12 protein-coding genes are annotated in these 16,499 nt (G+C 71.1%); all 12 read right to left on the bottom strand.

Annotation, left to right across the window (positions count from 1 at the left end; translation table 11 throughout):
• The 12 genes from J3P36_RS14860 to J3P36_RS14805 all read right to left on the bottom strand — a co-directional run bounded on the left by J3P36_RS14860 (position 1) and on the right by J3P36_RS14805 (position 16,457).
• Complete coding sequence (locus J3P36_RS14860) at positions 1-2,244, bottom strand: hypothetical protein (protein WP_210509018.1); 2,244 nt, start codon at positions 2,242-2,244, stop codon at positions 1-3.
• Positions 2,241-2,576, bottom strand: a complete 336-nt coding sequence (locus J3P36_RS14855; protein WP_210509017.1) for a hypothetical protein — start codon at positions 2,574-2,576, stop codon at positions 2,241-2,243. Before J3P36_RS14855 ends, J3P36_RS14860 begins: the two co-directional genes overlap by 4 nt.
• A 43-nt stretch (positions 2,577-2,619) precedes the next feature.
• Positions 2,620-3,258, bottom strand: coding sequence for a hypothetical protein (locus J3P36_RS14850; RefSeq protein WP_210509016.1), 639 nt, complete (start codon positions 3,256-3,258; stop codon positions 2,620-2,622).
• A 190-nt stretch (positions 3,259-3,448) separates the two neighbouring features.
• The gene (locus tag J3P36_RS14845) at positions 3,449-5,509 is read right to left on the bottom strand and encodes a glycosyltransferase (protein WP_210509015.1); all 2,061 of its coding nucleotides are present in this window, start codon (positions 5,507-5,509) and stop codon (positions 3,449-3,451) included.
• Positions 5,506-6,669, bottom strand: coding sequence for a UDP-galactopyranose mutase (gene glf, locus J3P36_RS14840; RefSeq protein ID WP_210509014.1), 1,164 nt, complete (start codon positions 6,667-6,669; stop codon positions 5,506-5,508). Before glf ends, J3P36_RS14845 begins: the two co-directional genes overlap by 4 nt.
• A 114-nt stretch (positions 6,670-6,783) precedes the next feature.
• Positions 6,784-7,428: a histidine phosphatase family protein gene (locus tag J3P36_RS14835; protein WP_210509013.1), complete on the bottom strand. Its 645-nt coding sequence runs from the start codon at positions 7,426-7,428 to the stop codon at positions 6,784-6,786.
• Complete coding sequence (locus J3P36_RS14830) at positions 7,428-8,360, bottom strand: NAD(P)-dependent oxidoreductase (RefSeq protein ID WP_210509012.1); 933 nt, start codon at positions 8,358-8,360, stop codon at positions 7,428-7,430. Before J3P36_RS14830 ends, J3P36_RS14835 begins: the two co-directional genes overlap by 1 nt.
• Complete coding sequence (locus tag J3P36_RS14825) at positions 8,360-8,746, bottom strand: EamA family transporter (protein WP_210509011.1); 387 nt, start codon at positions 8,744-8,746, stop codon at positions 8,360-8,362. Before J3P36_RS14825 ends, J3P36_RS14830 begins: the two co-directional genes overlap by 1 nt.
• Positions 8,747-9,083: 337 nt before the next feature.
• Complete coding sequence (locus tag J3P36_RS14820; protein ID WP_210509010.1) at positions 9,084-10,688, bottom strand: LGFP repeat-containing protein; 1,605 nt, start codon at positions 10,686-10,688, stop codon at positions 9,084-9,086.
• A gap of 34 nt (positions 10,689-10,722) precedes the next feature.
• Positions 10,723-13,188: an LGFP repeat-containing protein gene (locus J3P36_RS14815; protein WP_210509009.1), complete on the bottom strand. Its 2,466-nt coding sequence runs from the start codon at positions 13,186-13,188 to the stop codon at positions 10,723-10,725.
• Positions 13,189-13,242: 54 nt separating this feature from the next.
• Positions 13,243-15,498 carry a hypothetical protein gene (locus tag J3P36_RS14810; RefSeq protein ID WP_210509008.1) on the bottom strand — a complete coding sequence of 752 codons (2,256 nt, stop codon included), beginning with the start codon at positions 15,496-15,498 and terminating at the stop codon, positions 13,243-13,245.
• A complete protein-coding gene (locus tag J3P36_RS14805) occupies positions 15,495-16,457 on the bottom strand; it encodes a decaprenyl-phosphate phosphoribosyltransferase (RefSeq protein WP_246854829.1) in 963 nt (320 codons plus the stop codon). The genes J3P36_RS14810 and J3P36_RS14805 overlap by 4 nt, the downstream gene beginning before the upstream one ends.
• Positions 16,458-16,499 lie beyond the last annotated feature (42 nt).

Raw genomic sequence — 16,499 nt, 5'->3', positions numbered from 1 at the left:
CTACCCAAGGCTCTCCGACGAGGAGCACGTGAGCTCGTACACCGCGGCGTCGCCGTTGTCGGCCACGGCCCGCCCGTACTGGGCGAGCTGGGACGAGTACGGCAGCCGCTTGTCGAGGTAGACCCAGCGCACGCCGCGGTCGGCGAACGCGCGGCACGACTGCGCGTCCGGGTCGGTGAGGAAGGCGTCGTTCTCGGCGAGCAGCCGCGGATCCCAGTACTCGTCCTCGAACGGCACCCCCTCGGAGAGGCGCGTGTAGGAGAACCCCTCGACGAGCACGCGCCGCTCGGCGAGCGCGGCGACCGCGAACCAGCGCGGATCGCAGTCGCCCGCGGCGACGCCGCCGGTCAGGCAGTGCTTGTTCGTCATGACGAGATCGGTGGGGTCCGAGGCATCCCGCAGCGCGTGCAGGGCCTTCACCTGCTCGCCGCTCACCGCGCCGGAGTCGTCCTCAACGGAGGGGGTCGAGGCGGCGAGCTGGACGAAGGGCGCGCCCCAGTTCTGCAGCGCGAATCCGCCGCCGAGCAGCGCGGCGCCCACCGTGGCGACGGCGACGGCGGGTCGCGCTCCGCGCCGCAGCAGCCCGGGCAGCACGGGGACGACCCCGGCGAGGGCCGCGAAGCCGGCGAGGGCGAAGACGCCCATCGCCCACGGCAGCCGCCCGGCCTCCGGCGGCGCGGTGAGCAGCAGGGCGACCGCCGCGGAGGCGAGGCCGATCGCGGGGAGGTAGAGCGGGTAGGGCCTGCTCCAGCGGACGAGTGCGGCCACGATCGCGACGACGAGCAGCGGCCACACGGCGTGCACGAAGTACAGCTGGCTGAGCCCCGGGTGGCCGGGCAGGACGAGGAACATCAGGCCCGCGGTCCCGCCGCCGACGGCGTAGAGGAGCGGAGCGCGCAGCTCGCGGGCGGCGAGCGCGGTGAGGGCGACGAAGGCCACGAGCGCGGCCAGCACGGCGACGGTGGCGAGGACGAGAGCGAGCCCCGTCTTCCCGGCCGGCACCTGCCCGTTGAAGAACGACAGCGGGTCGAGGCCGAGGTAGGCGGTCGACTTCGTCACCCCGAACTGGGCGAGGAGGATGCCGGTCGCGACGGCGACGGCGTCGCCGATCCGCCGGGCCATCGCCTGCCGCGTCAGGAGCGCGACGAGGGCGACGAGCCCGAAGGCGCCGGCGAGCATCGGCAGGGCGGACCCCTTGGCGCCGGCGGCGGCGAACGCGGTGAGCAGCAGCAGCGACCAGGACGGCAGCCAGCGGAGCCCGCCGGTGCCGAGGGGGCGGCCGAGGAGCGCGACGGCGACCACGAGCAGCGCGGTGAGGTGCGAGAAGTCGCGGTTCGACATGAGCCACTGCGGCGTGATCTCCATGCCGGGCAGGAAGCTGAAGAAGGGCGCGTGTGCGACGAGCAGCACGAGCGGCGCCAGGAGCACCGCGAGGCGCGACCGGGTGACGGCTCGCGCGGCGGTCGCGACGATGGTCGGCAGCGCCGCCGTCATCAGCGCCGGCGCGACGTGCAGGGCGAGCTGCGCAGCCGATGCCCCGGTCAGCTGCCCCAGCCCGGCGAGCGCGCCGTTGAAGAGCCAGGTGTAGCCGAGGGAGAGGTCGGCGACGTACGGGTAGACCGCAGGAGCGCGGTCGATCCCCTCGGCCACGAACCCGAGGTGCCACGGCACGTCCACGTAGAACCGGCGCCAGCCGTCCCACTCGAGGGGCGCCGCGGCCAGCATGCCGAGAAGGGAGGGCAGGAGGAGCACCTGCGCCGCGACGATGCCCCACACCTCCCAGCCGGAGCGGGTTCGGCGGACCGTCGCCCGGCGCCGGCGGAGGGCAGGGATCCACGCGGCGAGGCCGAGCAGGGTGGGGAGCCAGCGGGTGGGCAGCGCTCCGGCGTATCCGGCGAGCACCGTGCCGGCGCCGAGGAGGCCGAGGCCGAGCAGCAGTCCCGCGAAGGCGAGCTCCAGCGGATCGCGGCGACCGGTGACGAGCACCCACAGCGACGCACCGGACGCGGCGACGACGAGGAGGACGAGGAGGAGCAGGGCGGCCCCGGGCAGGCTGCCCGCTCCGAGAAGCGCGGTGCCGGTCCCGATCGCGAGAGCGAGCACGACCGGGAGGCGGCGCCCGGCGGCGCTCCCGGTGCCGCCGCTGCGCTCCCGTTCGTCCCTCCGCTGGATGCGGCGGACGAGCGGCTCGAGCCGTCCGGCGGGGACCGCCTCCGGCGCCCCGCTCGGCAGGTCGATCGTCACGAGCGGCCTTCGACCGGCGCGCCTCCGTCTCCCAGACGCTCTTCGAGCCGGCGGAGCCGCTCCTCGTAGTGCGACACCGCCTGCATCCTGAGGCGAACCCGCTCGTGCTCCCGCTGGACGTCGAGCACCTCGGCGGCGGCGCCCGTCGGGGCCTCCCGCAGGTCGGCGAGGCGGGTCTCGAGGCTCGCGACCTGGGGCGTGAGCCGGTCGACGTCGCGGCGCAGTCGGTCCACCTCCTCGTGCAGCACGCGGATCTCGTGGTGCACCGGGTCGAGCGCGACGTTGACGCGCCACTGGATGGCCTGGCGCAGGCGCTCGGCAGGGTTCAGCATTCGACAGAGTCCTTCCAAGGGCGGGAGGGTCCCGCAGCGGTGGTCAGCGGTGGAACGTGGCGCGGCCGGACTGCACCCAGCCCCGAAGCCACGCGCTCTCGTTGCTCAGACGGTGCTCCGGACCGACGATCGAGCCCTCGCCGTACGAGTGCTCCCACTCCGTCTGGTCGGGGTCGTCGAGGAACGAGAATCCGGCGAGGTGCAGTTCGGCGTCCGGGAAGAGCGTGCCGGCGAGCCAGGCGGCGGTGGCGCCGGTCGTCGCCCAGTTGCCGTCGCGCTCGGCGTCGAGTCCGATGTCCCGGTTCATCGGGATGACGACCTCGCGGTTCGGCACCGTCACGAAGCCGAGGTCGGTGGGCCACCAGTCGGGGTAGCGCTCCGGCTCCCAGTGCATGCGGCCGGGCTCGAGCATCAGGTAGAGGCGCTCCCGGTAGCCCTCGAAGAACCAGGGGGTGGGCCGGACGGCGCGGTTGAAGAGGACGACGTGGCAGGCGGTGCCGACCGTCGGCTGATCGACGTCGAGCGTGAAGCCGTTCACCCGGAAGACGAGGTCGCACCCGTCGATGGCCTCGGCACGGGAAGCCGAGGGCGCGAGGGGCTGGTTGCCGACGGCGGCGACCCTGCGCACCGGGTGGCGGCCCGCGTAGCTCTCGGCGAGGTCGCGCACGAGGTCGAGGATCACCGAGGACTGCTTCGACTCCAGGACGTCCAGAACTTCCTCCCCCTTCGAACGGCCCTCAACGATAACCGCGCGGCGCCCCTCCCCCGGGGTCGCCGCACCGTGGGCGCGGCCCCTCGGCCGGCACAGTGGTGCGCTCCGCGGAGCGCGCGAGCGGAGGGAGCACCGCGGCGTCGCGCGGCGCTCCCTCCGGTCAGCCGGCTGCGGTGGTCTTCTTCGCCGACGCGGGGGCCGGGAGGGCGTTGTCCGCGAAGAACCGGCCCCAGGCATCGGCGCTCGTCAGCTCCGGGAGGGCGCGGCGGTACGCGGCGGACAGCTCCGGCCAGCCGGCGCGCAGCTGGCGGCGCAGGCGCAGGGCGCGCCACATGCCGACGCGGAACGTCGACCGGTCGCGGCGATGCCAGAGCACCGCGGAGCCCTCGGCGTTCGACACGAGCACGCTGTCGAACGTGGGCACGACCCACCAGCGCGCGTCGGAGTAGGGGATGTGATCCTGCGGCGGGGTCGCGTCCTTCGCGGACGCGGGCTGCAGGTAGTGGCGGGCCACCGTGGTGAGCAGCCAGGGCAGCACCACCCGGCGGGGCGGATTGTTGCGGCGGAAAGCGTGGCGCTTCGGCTTCTCCGGCTGCACCACCTTCGGCACGGCGCTGCGGTCCTTGATCGGCTGCCCGTCGCTGAACTTCGAGGTGAGCTCGCGGACCTTCTTGAGGCGGGTCGGCAGCTCGCCGAACAGGCCGTCGGGCCCCTCCAGGACGTTGCGGTAGGCCTCGAAGCGGGCGGCGGCCGCGAAGTACTGCATGGAGAGCAGGTGCTTCATGTCGATCGCCAGGTTCGCCCGGGTGAGGCGTCCGCCCCGCTCGTACGGCGAGTGCAGCAGCGCTGCGACCAGCCGGTTGCGGGCGTGGTAGAACGCCTGCCAGTCCTGGGAGTCGTCCTTGTCCACCCACGAGACGTGCCAGACCGCCGCGCCGGGCAGCGTGACGGTCGGATATCCCGCCTTCTTCGCGCGCAGCGAGTACTCGGCGTCGTCCCACTTGATGAACACCGGCAGCGAGAGGCCGATCTCGCGGAGCACCTCGACGGGGATCATCGACATCCACCAGCCGTTGTAGACGCCGTCGACGCGGCGGTGCATCCACCGGGTCTGCCGGAGGTTGGAGCTCGCGAAGTCGTGGCCGGCCGGCGTCATCGGGCCCCACATGAAGTTGAACATGTCGACGCCCTCGGCGAAGGCCAGCAGGCGGCTGCGGTCGTACATGTCGAACATGTGGCCGCCGACGATCGCCGGGCTGGTGAGGTAGTCGTTGAACTTCAGGGCGCGGCGGATGCTCTCCGGCTCGATCGCGATGTCGTCGTCGAGAAGGAGGACGTTGTCCGACTCCCCCGCCGACAGCGTCTCGTACATGCCGCGGGCGAAGCCGCCCGAGCCGCCGAGGTTGGCCTGCTCGATGACGCGCAGCTTGTCGCCGAGGCGCTGCTGTGCCACGTCGAAGCCGGGCGCGTCGACGATCTTCTGGGTGCCCTGATCGACGACGTACACCCGGTCGACGAGCGAGACGACGTCGGCGCGGGAGCCGATGTCGGCGAGCAGCTTCGCGCAGTACTCGCCGCGGTTGAGGGTCGTGATGGCGATGCTCGTCGAGCCCGACCGGCCGCGGGTGGGCGTCGTGCCGGCCGGCGCGTACCAGCCGGCCTCCTGAAGGGTGAAGTCCTCCTCCTCGGCGACGAGGTCGAACCAGTACCAGCCGCCGTCCGCGAAGAACGTGAAGGGCAGCTCGAACTCGGCCGTGTTCGCCCCCGACACCTTCGCGGAGTCGACCTTCTGGATGACGCCGCGGGCGTTGGAGCGGTAGACGATGATCTGGCCGGAGCCGCTCGTCTCGACGCGCAGCACGATGCGGTCGAGGGTCGTCCACTTGCGCCAGTACGACGCGGGGAACGCGTTGAAGTAGGTGCCGAACGAGACCTTGCGGCGGTGCGGGACCTGGAAGCCGCGGTCCTCGACGAGCGCGCTGAGCACGCCCATGTCGGAGAGGCGCACGACCGCCCGGTCCGTGTCCGGGTGGATGAACCCGCGCTCGCCCTCGACCTGCTCGCGGTCGCGGTAGAGCGGGAAGCTCGTCCAGTAGTCGGCGTCGACGTAGAGCGCGAGGACGTCGGGGTCGTGCTCGCTCGGGAGGACGACGCGCTGGACCAGGTCGAGGCCGGTGGCCGTCTCCGCGGGAGCGGTCGGGGCGGGAGCTGTCGTCGTCATCGGGCGACCTTCGCGAACATCGGGGCCACCTTGTTGCTGTAGGCCGAGAGGGCGGCGCCGATCGCCATGTGCATGTCGAGGTACTGGTAGGTGCCGAGGCGGCCGCCGAACAGCACGTCCTGCTCGCCCTTCATCAGCTCGCGGTACTGGAGCAGCCGCTCGCGGTCCTCCGGGGTGTTGACCGGGTAGTACGGCTCGTCCTCACGGGTCGCGAACCGCGAGAACTCGCGCATGATGACCGTCTTGTCGCTCGCGTACTCGCGCTCGGGGTGGAAGTGCCGGAACTCGTGGATGCGCGTGTAGGGCACCTCGCTGCCGGCGTAGTTCATGACCGACGTGCCTTGGAAGTCGCGGACCGGGAGCACCTCCTCCTCGAAGTCGAGGGTGCGCCACTGCAGCTCGCCGGCCTCGAAGTCGAAGTACCGGTCGATGGGGCCGGTGTAGACGATCGGCAGCTGGCCGACGGTCGCCTGCTTGTGGAGCGGCTGGGTGGTGTCGAAGAAGTCGGTGTCGAGCTGGACCTCGATGCGCGGGTGGTCGGCCATCCGCTCGAGCCACGCGGTGTAGCCGTCGACGGGCAGGCCCTCGTGGGTGTCGTTGAAGTACCGGTTGTCGTAGGTGTAGCGGACGGGGAGCCGGCTGATCACCTCGGCGGGCAGGTCCTTCGGGTCCGTCTGCCACTGCTTCGCGGTGTAGTCGCGGATGAACGCCTCGTAGAGCGGGCGCCCGATGAGGGAGATCGCCTTCTCCTCGAGGTTGCGCGCCTCGCCGGTGCTCAGCTCGGACGCCTGCTCGGCGATCAGCTTGCGCGCCTCGTCCGGACCGTAGGCCGAGCGGAAGAACTGGTTGATCGTGCCGAGGTTGATCGGCAGCGGGTACACCTCGCCCTTGTAGTTCGTGTAGACGCGGTGCACGTAGTTCGTGAACTTCGTGAAGCGGTTGACGTACTCCCACACGGGCTCGTTCGAGGTGTGGAAGAGGTGCGCGCCGTAGCGGTGCACCTCGATGCCGGTCTCCGGCTCGTTCTCACTGAAGGCGTTGCCTCCGATGTGGGAGCGACGGTCGATGACCATCACCCGGAGCCCCAGCTCCTCCGCCACTCGCTCAGCGACCGTCAGGCCGAAGAAGCCCGATCCCACAACCAGCAGATCCGCGTTCACACGCTTCCTCTCCCCTGAAATCCTCCGGTCAACGATAGTCGACCGATTTTCCGCCCCTGCTCGGGGGCACGCGCCCCCGTCGGGCGACTTGGTGCGGGGCAGGATGCCCCACGGTCAGACCGCGCCGGTGTCCCGCTTCGCGTCGATGAGCTCCTGCGCGGGGCTGACGTAGCCGACCTCGATCCAGTCGCCCTGCGCGCGCTCGAAGCTCGTGATGCTCGACAGCGCGCACCGCCGGGCGCGCGGGTCGTGGAACAGCGGCTTCTTCGCGACGAAGCGGTGCGCCATCCAGATCGGCAGCTGATGGCTGACGATGGCGACGTCGCCGCTCTCGGTGCTCTCCCACGCCTCGTCCATCTCGGCGCGGATGCGGGCCGCGACCTCGCGGAACGGCTCGCCCCAGCTCGGCTTCATCGGGTTGACGAGGTACCGCCAGGCCTTCGGCTTCGCGAGGATCGACAGGTCCATCTGGAACTGGCCGCCCTCGAGATGGCTCATCGCCTCGATGAGGCCGTCCTTCGTCTCGATCGGCACGCCGTACCGCTCCGAGATGGGCTGCGCGGACTCCTGCGCCCGCTCGAGCGGGGAGGACAGGATGCGCGTGATCTGCCGGTCCTGCGCGCCGAGCTCGTCGGCGGCGCGGGCGGCCATCTGCTTGCCGCGGTCGGACAGGCCGAAGCCGGGCAGGCGGCCGTAGAGCACCTTGCCGGGGTTCGCGACCTCGCCGTGCCGGACGAGGTGGATGCGCGATGCGACCATCAGCGGGCGCCGGGCGCGGACGAGGAGCTGATGTACCGGGCGATCGCCTCGACCACCTTGCGGTTGTCGTACTTCGGGTCCCAGCCGAGCGCGACCGACTCGTCGATGGAGAGCACGTGCGACTGGCCGAGCATCAGCAGCTGCTCGCGGGCGATGATCCGGTACCGGGTCGCGACCGAGCCGGCCTTGATGATCCAGTACGGGAAGCGGATGCGGCGCACCTTCGACAGCCCCAGGGTCTCCTGGATGACGTCGATCCACTCGTTGATGGTGAGCGGGTTCGGCGACGCGGCGTTGAAGAGGCCCGTCCCCTTCTTCCGCACGATGAGGGCGAGCAGCGCGGCCGCGTCCTCGACGTGCACCATGTTGGTCCGGTGGTCGCCGGTGCCCGGCACGATCGCGATGCCGCGCTTCGTCATCGACGTGACGAAGCCGCGGAACAGGCCCTCGCGGCCCTCGCCGCCGATGATCGACGGGATCATCGTCGCCGTCGGGTTGGCCATGCCCTGCACGAGCCGGTACGCGTCGAGCTTCGACTTGCTGTAGACGCCGACGCCCTTCATCGGGGACTTCGTCGTGTAGACGGGGAGCCCGGTCTGGTCGTACATCATGCTCGTGCCGACGTTGACGAACAGCTCGACCCCACCGGAGTAGCGGCGCACCAGGTTCTGCGTCGCCTCGATATTGTTGCGGCGGAAGAAGCCCTGGCGGCGGAAGCGGGGCAGGTCGGCAGTGACGTACTGCACGGCGGCCGCGTGCACGACGACGTCGACGTCCGGGAGCGACTGCGTGAACCCCGGGTCGGCGAGGTCGCCGCGGTGGTCGACGGCGCCCGCGCGGTCGGTGGTGACGAGCTCGTGGCCGTCCTGCCGGAGCAGCTCGAGCAGGGGGCGGGCGAGGAAGCCGGCGGCGCCGGTGACGAGGACCCGCATCAGGCGGCCGGCGCCGGGGAGGAGCGGGCGACGAGGATGACGCCGAGGATGATGACGCCGATGCCGACGAGCTTCATCACGGTCAGGTCCTCCTTGAAGAGGAAGTACGCGAGGAACGCGTTCACCACGTAGCCGATCGAGAGCATCGGGTAGGCGACGCTGACCGGGACGCGCGAGAGCACGACGATCTGGATGGCCACGCTGATCACGTACGCGGCGAGGCCGAGCAGGATGAACGGCTGGAACACGATCCGGACCACGGTCATGATCGGGCCGTCCGGGGAGACCAGGTTCCCGAGTGCGGTCGTGCCCGCCTTGATGGACAGCTGAGCGCCGGCGTTCAGCAGAACGCCCGTCAGCACGAGCGCGAAACTCGCCAGATTCATTTCCCCACCCCTTCGAAAAAAGCCTCAGTCACTATACGTGGCCCCCGTAGAGGGGCCGGACGCCGCGCGGGGCGGGCGCGGCAACGGGGGCACAGCCCGCTTCCGCCCGCTAGACGCAACGTCCCGCGCAGAACGCAACCGGGGAGCGTTGCGTTTTGCGCCGGACGTTGCGCTTTGCACCGGAGGTTGCGGTCGCGCGCGCTCCGCGCCGGGCGCGCCGGGTGCCGCCGAGTGCGCCCCTGCGCACCGAGCGCACCCCGTGCCCAGGGTGCGCTCGGTGTTTCGGGGCGCACTCGGTGTTTCGGGGCGCGCTCGGCGAGAAGCGGTGCGCGAACGGTCAGCCGCGGACGGTGCGCGAGGTTCCGTTCGAGTAGCGGATCAGCGCGGTGCCGTCGGGCCGGAGTTCGATGTAGCCGCCGCTGAAGTGCTCCATCCTGCCCCGAGCCGAGTCGAACTCCTCGGTGGTCGGGTAGCCGAGCACGCCGTTCTCGAAGCCCTGGGTGCCCCAGACGTTGCGCATCCGGGTGCTCATGGGCAGCGGCCAGTGGACACCGGGAGGGTCCATCATGACGCCGCCCTGGAAGCCCTGCCAGCTGCCACCGCCGCGGAGGCCGCCGATCTTGTCGGTGGTGGGATAGCCGAGGTAGCCGTTCTCGTACCCAGCCAGGCCCCACATGTCCCGAGTCGGGATGTCCAGAACCCGGGCACCCGTCGCGGGCGAGTAGAGCACGTAGCCGCCCTCGAACTGCTGCCAGCACCCGCCGTTGCGCAGGCTGCAGGTGGTGCTCGACACGGGGTACCCCATCCAGCCGTTCTCGAAGCCGGTCGAACCCCAGGCGCCGCGCATCGCGTTCGTCACGGTCCACAGGCCGACCGGACCGTCGATGATCACGCCGCCCTCGAAGCCCTGCCAGCAGCCGCCGTCGACCAGGCCGCAGGTGTACTCGGTCGTCGGGTAGCCGAGGCGGCCGTTCTCGAAGCCGTTGCGGGCCCACTCGTCGCGGATGAAGGGGAATACCGCGCGAGCTCCGCCTGCCGTCGACGTCAGCACGTGGCCGTACTCGAACGTCTGGTAGCAGCCCCCGTTCCGCAGGTGGCAGGCGAGATTCCCGGTCGGGAAGCCCATCGCGTCGGCGCCGCCGTTGCGGTTCCACGCGGCGAGGCCCGCGGCGGGAACGGCGAAGGTGCCGGTCGCGGAGTCGACCACCTGGCCGCCCTCGAACTGCTGCGTGCAGGAGAAGCCGTCCTCGGCGCAGACGTAGTCGCCGGTCGGGTAGCCGAGCTTGCCGTTCTCGAAGCCGACCGCGCCCCAGGCGGTGCGGATCTCGTCCCAGAGGACGCGGAAGCCGCCGGGGGTCGAGGAGAACATCCAGCCGCCCTGGTAGCGCTGGTAGCAGCCGCCCGCCTTCAGCCCGCAATTGGTGTTGCCGAGCGGGAGCCCCAGGTCGCCGAGGTCGAAGCCCCACGCGGCCCACTCGTCCCAGAACGCGTCGCTGGTCGCGAACAGCCCGGTCCCGGGAGTCCCCACCACGAAGCCGTGCTCGAACGGCTGGTAGCAGGCGCCGGACTCCGCATCGCACTCCTGGTCGCCCGCCGGGTAGCCGAGCCAGCCGTCCTGATAGCGAAGGCCCGCCCAGACGGCACGCACGGCGTTCGGCACCGCGTTGATGCCGGTGCTCGCCGACGAGAGGAGGTAGCCGCCGGCGAACGCCTGGTAGCAGCCGGAGTCGCGCAGGCTGCAGACGATCCCGCCGGACGCCGGCCCGAGCGAGCCGGTGGCTCCGCCGCGCGCCTCATGCGCCTTCTGGAACGACGCGGCGATCTCCGGCGTCACCGTCGCGGCGGAGGCCGATCCGGCCACCACCGAGGTGCCGATCACCCCGGCCAGCGCCGCTCCGACCATCGCGGTCAGCGCCCAGCGGCGCCCACGGCGGAACCCCATCGTCCCTCCTCCCCCTGTCGTGCTGTGCTGCGACTCAGCTGTAGTAGACGTCGATCACGCCGTTCGAGCGGATCAGCATGTGGCCGCGCTCGAAGTTCTGGCGAGTGGTCGAGGCGTCGACCCGGGTCTCCCCGCTCGTCGGGTAGCCCAGCCGGCCGTTCTCGAAGCCGACCGTGCCCCACTTGTTGCGGACCGCGGTGCGCAGCGGCTGCGCGCCCGTGGCCGGCGAGTAGATGACGTAGCCGCCCTCGAACTGCTGGTAGCAGCCGCCGTTGCGCAGGCTGCAGAACGTGCTGCCCACCGGGTAGCCGAGCACGCCGCCCTCGAAGCCGACGGTCGCCCAGCCGGTGCGGATGGTGGACTGCATGACGTGGTAGCCGACGCCGGGAGCGCCGATGATGTAGCCGCCCTCGAACTGCTGCCAGCCGCCGCCGTGACGCAGCCCCAGCGTGGTCGGGGTGATGGGGTAGCCGAGGGCGCCGTTCTCGTAGCCGGCCGCTCCCCAGCGGGTGCGGAAGGTGCTCGAGATCGCCTGGGCGCCGCCCGCCTTCGAGACGAGGATGTAGCCGCCCTCGAACTCCTGGACGCAGCCGCCGTCACGCAGGACGCACGAGAGGTCCGACTTCGGGTAGCCGAGCCACCCGTTCTCGAACCCGACCTTGCCCCAGGCCGCGCGGACCTCGGCGGTCAGGGCGCGAATCCCGCCGGCCTTCGAGGAGAGGATGTAGCCGCCCTCGAAGCTCTGGTAGCAGCCGCCGTCGCGCAGGCTGCAGGCGTACGCCGAGGTCGGGTAGCCCATCCAGCCGTTCTCGTAGCCCTGCGCGCCCCAGGCGGTCCGGATGGCGCTCGGGACCGCCTGCGCTCCGCCCTCGGCGGAGACGACGACGTAGCCGCCCTCGAACCGCTGGGCGCAGCCGCCGTCGACGAGGGTGCAGTTGAGGTCGCTGGTCGGGTAGCCGAGCGTGCCGGCCTCGTAGCCGAGCTTGCCCCAGGCGGCGCGGACGTCCGGGCGGACGGCGCGGATGCCGCCGGCCGGCGACGAGATGAGGTAGCCGCCCTGGAAGCTCTGCCAGCCGCCGCCGTTCTTGAGGTTCATGGTGGTGGCGCTGGTCGGGTAGCCGAGCCAGCCGCCCTCGAACCCGTTGGCCTTCCAGACGTCGCGGAACGCGTTGGTGATCGCCTTCGCGCCCGTGCTCGTGGAGCTGATGACCCAGCCGCCCTGGAACTCCTGCCAGCAGCCGGAGTCGATGCCGCCGCAGCCCATGTCGGCCTTGGGGTAGCCGAGGGCGCCGTTCTCGAAGCCGACGGCCGCCCAGGCGCCGCGGAAGTCGTTCGTCAGCGAGCGCATCCCGGTGCTCGCCGACGAGATGATCCAGCCGCCCTCGAAGGACTGCCAGCAGCCGCCGTCCTTCGTGCCGCAGTTGGTGCCCGACGTCGGATAGCCGAACGAGCCGTTCTCGTAGCCGCGCGCGCCCCAGTACTTCTGGTTGCCGGGGGTGATGTCCCAGGCGCCGGTGGCGGGCGACCAGAGGATGTAGCCGCCACGGAACTCCTGGAAGCAGCCGCCGTCGACCAGCCCGCAGACCTGGGGGCCGCGCGCCCAGCCGAGGTAGCTGTTCAGCGCGCCGAGCGCGTTCCAGCGGTTCGCGATCTCCCCGACCACAGGGAACGGGTGCGTGGAGCCGAACCAGTCGGTGAAGTAGTTGTAGAAGTTGCGGTTGCCGTACGCCGAGCAGCCGTCGCCCGTGCCGTAGCCGGCGCGGAGGGCGGCGTCGTTCGGCGTGTACGGGGTGTAGACGTAGAGCGAGTGCGTCGCCTGGTTGCGGATGTAGACGCTCTTGGTGCCGCACGCCGAGTTCGGGTTGTAGAGGATGTTCGACGTCGTCCCGACCGGGTACATCGCGCCGTAGTTCGTGGAGTAGCTGGTGCCCTTGCCCGTGCCGGCCGGCATCGTGTACCGCTTCAGCAGGTACGCGCCGTAGTGCACCTGGTTGAAGTAGCCGTAGTAGTTGGAGTCGCAGTCCGCGGTGTCGGGGCAGCCGGCGCCCATCGCGGAGCGGTACTGGCGGGAGCTGGGGCTGCTGTCGCCGACGAGCCCCTGCTCCTTCTGCAGCATCACGAGGATGACCTGCGGGTTCACGCCGCAGGCCTGCGCGACCTTGTAGATGATCCACGCTGCCGACTCGTTCGGCGCCCCGGTGTACTGCCGGCACATCGGGGTCGCGGCGATCGTCCGCGTGGTCTCGCGGTAGTCCTTGAGGCAGACGTAGCCCGACGCGCACGAGGGCATCTTCGACTGCAGGAACGACTGGATCTGGTCGGCGCTCATCGTGCCGGCGTCCCAGAAGATCTCGTCGGCGATGATGTCGCCCGGGTCGAACAGGCTGAGGTTGGCCGCCTGAGCGGGCTCGGCGTCGACGGTGGTGCTGATCGTCAGCCCGACGAACGTCGATGCGACGACCGCCAGCGCGGCGAGAGCAGCAGTAAGGATCCGCGGCACAAGTACCCCCCAAGTGCACGTGTAAAGCCTGACTATAGGCAGGCTTCGCGCCCCCTAACTAGGTCGCCGCGCCTCTTTCCGCCGCCGCGCGTACCCCCAGATCAGGGCACCCGCGCCGAGCAGCACCCCGAGCACGGACACCGGGATCGCCCAGCGCCAGGAGGTCGGCGTGTAGCTGAGCTCCAGCGTCCCGGTGGCACCGGCAGGCAGTTCGACCGCCGCGAGGATGCCGTCGTAGGCGGTCACGGGAACCGGCTCGCCGTCGAGGGTGGCGGTGTAGCCCGGCCACCACAGGCGGGCGAAGACGACGTCGCCGCCGTTGGAGTTCGCCGTGATCTCGGCGCTCTCGTGCCGCTGGTCGGCGTTCACGTCGTCGGCGTACTCGATGCCGGGGTCGGCGTAGCTGAGCGTGGCGCCGACGGGCTTCGCGGAGGAGACCCAGAAGGACGAGTTCCCGACGGTGCTCTCGAGGGTGAAGCCGCAGCGCTCGAGGGCGCTGATCCCCTCGCCGTCGAGGTCGGCCTGCGCGATGACGGACCGCACGCCGTAGACCTCGAAGTCGCAGACGCCGTCCGCGCCGACCTGCGCCGGCTCGCCGAGGGCGGTGACCAGGCCTGCGTCGTAGAAGCCCTGCGGGGCGTGATTGCCGAAGCGCTCCATGAAGGCGCGCTGCCCGACCGGGTCGTAGCCGTTGAACGACCGCCAGCCGAGGAGGAGCGAGCGCGCGCTGCCCGCCGACGACGAGATGTCGTTCGGCATCTGCGCCACGGCGACGAAGCCCGCGTCGATCTGCTCCCGCTGCTCCGCGCTGAGGTTCACCTCGCTCTGCGGCCGGTCGTCGTAGAGGTACCGGGTGCCGAGCCCCTGGCCCTGCAGCGCGACGAGCACGACGCCGGCGAGGGCGAGCAGGCTGAACACGGCGGGGCGGAACCGCTCCCACCGCCGCAGCAGCACCGCGATGCCGGCCACCGTGAGAGCCACGAACACCACCGCCTCGACCGCGTCGCCCCAGCCCGGGTCGACGTCGTGCGTGACGCCGACGTAGGCCGCGGCCGCCGTCAGCAGGAGAGCGACCACGACCCGCGTCCGCGTGACCCGCCGGATGCCGTGGCGGAGCAGGTGGAAGAGGAGCACCGCGAGCACGACGCCGAGGATCGGCAGGAACCGGAACGGGTAGCGCGTCGAGAGGAAGACGCTCGGGAGCTGGGTGAGCAGGAACAGGACGAGTGCGGAGGCGATCAGGCCGCCCGCGATCCGGTCCCCGCGCCGGGGCACGTGGAACACGAGGGCGAGAGTTGCGAGGATCGAGACGAAGCCGATGGGGAAGGGCCAGTTGGTGTAGCCGCCCCAGCAGTTCCAGTACGTCGAGGCGACCGGGTTCATCACGGCGAGCGCCTGATCCAGGCCGGGCACGCAGAACGCGCCCTCGTTCGAGATCTGGTTGAACCGGAAGAGAAGCTTGCCCTGGATGACGAACTCGGCGTAGACCGGCACCGAGACGATCGCGGCGACCGCCATGGGCACGAGCACGGGCAGCCAGCTGACGAGGAGCCGCTTCCACGCGCCGTCGCGGAGGACGTTGCGCCATCCCTCGGGCACGACGGCGGTGGCGACGAGGAGGCAGGCGCCGACCGCGAGCAGCCCGATCAGCGCGTGCGGCCAGCCGGAGACGAGGACGACCAGCGTCGCGAGGCCCAGAAGCAGGGAGGAGCCGAGGCTGGGCACGCGGATCGCACGGAGGAGGGCCGCGATCGCGAAGACGAGGGCGACGCTGCCGGCCGCGCCGTTCCACCAGCTCGCGGTGTACATGAAGAGGAACACGGGCACGGTGGCGACGGTGCCGCCGAGCAGGAGGGAGTAGACCCTGCCGAGCTGCAGGACCCGGCCGATCAGCCAGCCGCCGATCGCGGCGAGGAGGATGCTGGCGCCCGCGAAGGCCGTCGCCACGAGGAGGTGGTTCGGCACGAGGGCGGCGATGATCGAGAAGACGACGATCTGCGGCGAGAAGACCGCGCGCTCGAGGGCGATGAAGTAGTTGCCGCCGAAGATGGTGTCGCTCGTCATGACGGGCACGTGCCCGCTCAGCCACTGCCGCCCCATCTCGGTCAGGTAGGGCAGGAACTCGTTCTGGGCGTCGTCGATGAGGAAGAAGCCGCCCTTGCGCCACACGTAGAGGCCGACCACGGCGACCGCGAACGCCACGAGGATCGCGAGGTCGAGGGCGATCCCCCCGCGGTGCGCGCGGCGGGGACGGCGCAGCGCCGGCTCCGCCGCGACCGGCGCTTCGGCCTCGGTGGCGGCGACGCTCACGAGAGGTAGATCCCCCACCCGATGACGCCGAGCCAGGCGAGCGCCATCACCTGGAGCGCGTGATCCTTGAAGGCGACCGACTCGGGGCTGCCCGCCTCGCCGCGGTCGATCTCGAACACGTAGCGCAGGGACGCGAGCACGAACGGCACGATGGACAGCGGAGCCCACAGGCCGCCGCGTCCCGGCATCTGCGCCATCTCGAACGCCCACAGCGAGTAGAAGGCGATGAGCAGGCCGGTGCTGACGGTGACGAGCAGGCGCAGGTAGGTGCCGGTGTACTTGCGCAGCACGGGTCGGGTCGAGCCGACGGTGGCCGGATCGGCGCTCTCCAGGAGCACGAGCTCGCTGTAGCGCTTGCCCGCGGCCATCAGGAGCGAGCCGAAGCCGGCGACGAGGAGGAACCACTGGGAGAGGCCGACGTCGGTGGCGACGCCGCCCGCGACGGCGCGGAGCAGGAAGCCGCTCGAGATGAGGACGATGTCGAGCAGCACCTCGTGCTTCAGCCAGATGCAGTAGCAGATCTGCAGCACGACGTAGACGCCGAGGACGACGAGGAGGCCGAGCTCGCCCGTGATCAGGCATAGGGCCAGCGCGCCGAGCGCGAGCGCGACGGCCGCCGCGGCGGCGACCCACACGGGCAGGACGCCCGACGCGAGCGGCCGGTGGCGCTTCTTCGGGTGCCGGCGGTCCGCCTCGATGTCGAGGATGTCGTTGAAGAGGTAGGTCGCCGACGACGCCATGCTGAACGCCACGAACGCGACGATCACGGCCGGCCAGACCTCGGGGTCGAAGATGGCGCCCGCGACGATCGGCGAGATGAGGACGAGGACGTTCTTCACCCACTGGCGCGGGCGGATGCCCCGGACGAGTCCCTTGAGCGCTGCTCCGGTCGACGGCTTCGCGGCTGCCGAGCCGGGTGCCTCAGCGGGCACGGCTCGACGGTCGGTGCTCTGGGTCAACGGAGCCACCCCTTCCTCCTGCGGCCGGGCATGCCGACAACC

Source organism: Naasia sp. SYSU D00057 (assembly GCF_017916505.1).
Classification (GTDB): domain Bacteria; phylum Actinomycetota; class Actinomycetes; order Actinomycetales; family Microbacteriaceae; genus Naasia.
The sequence above is the reverse complement of the archived record's forward strand: the minus strand, read 5'-3'. Positions and strand labels throughout refer to the sequence as shown.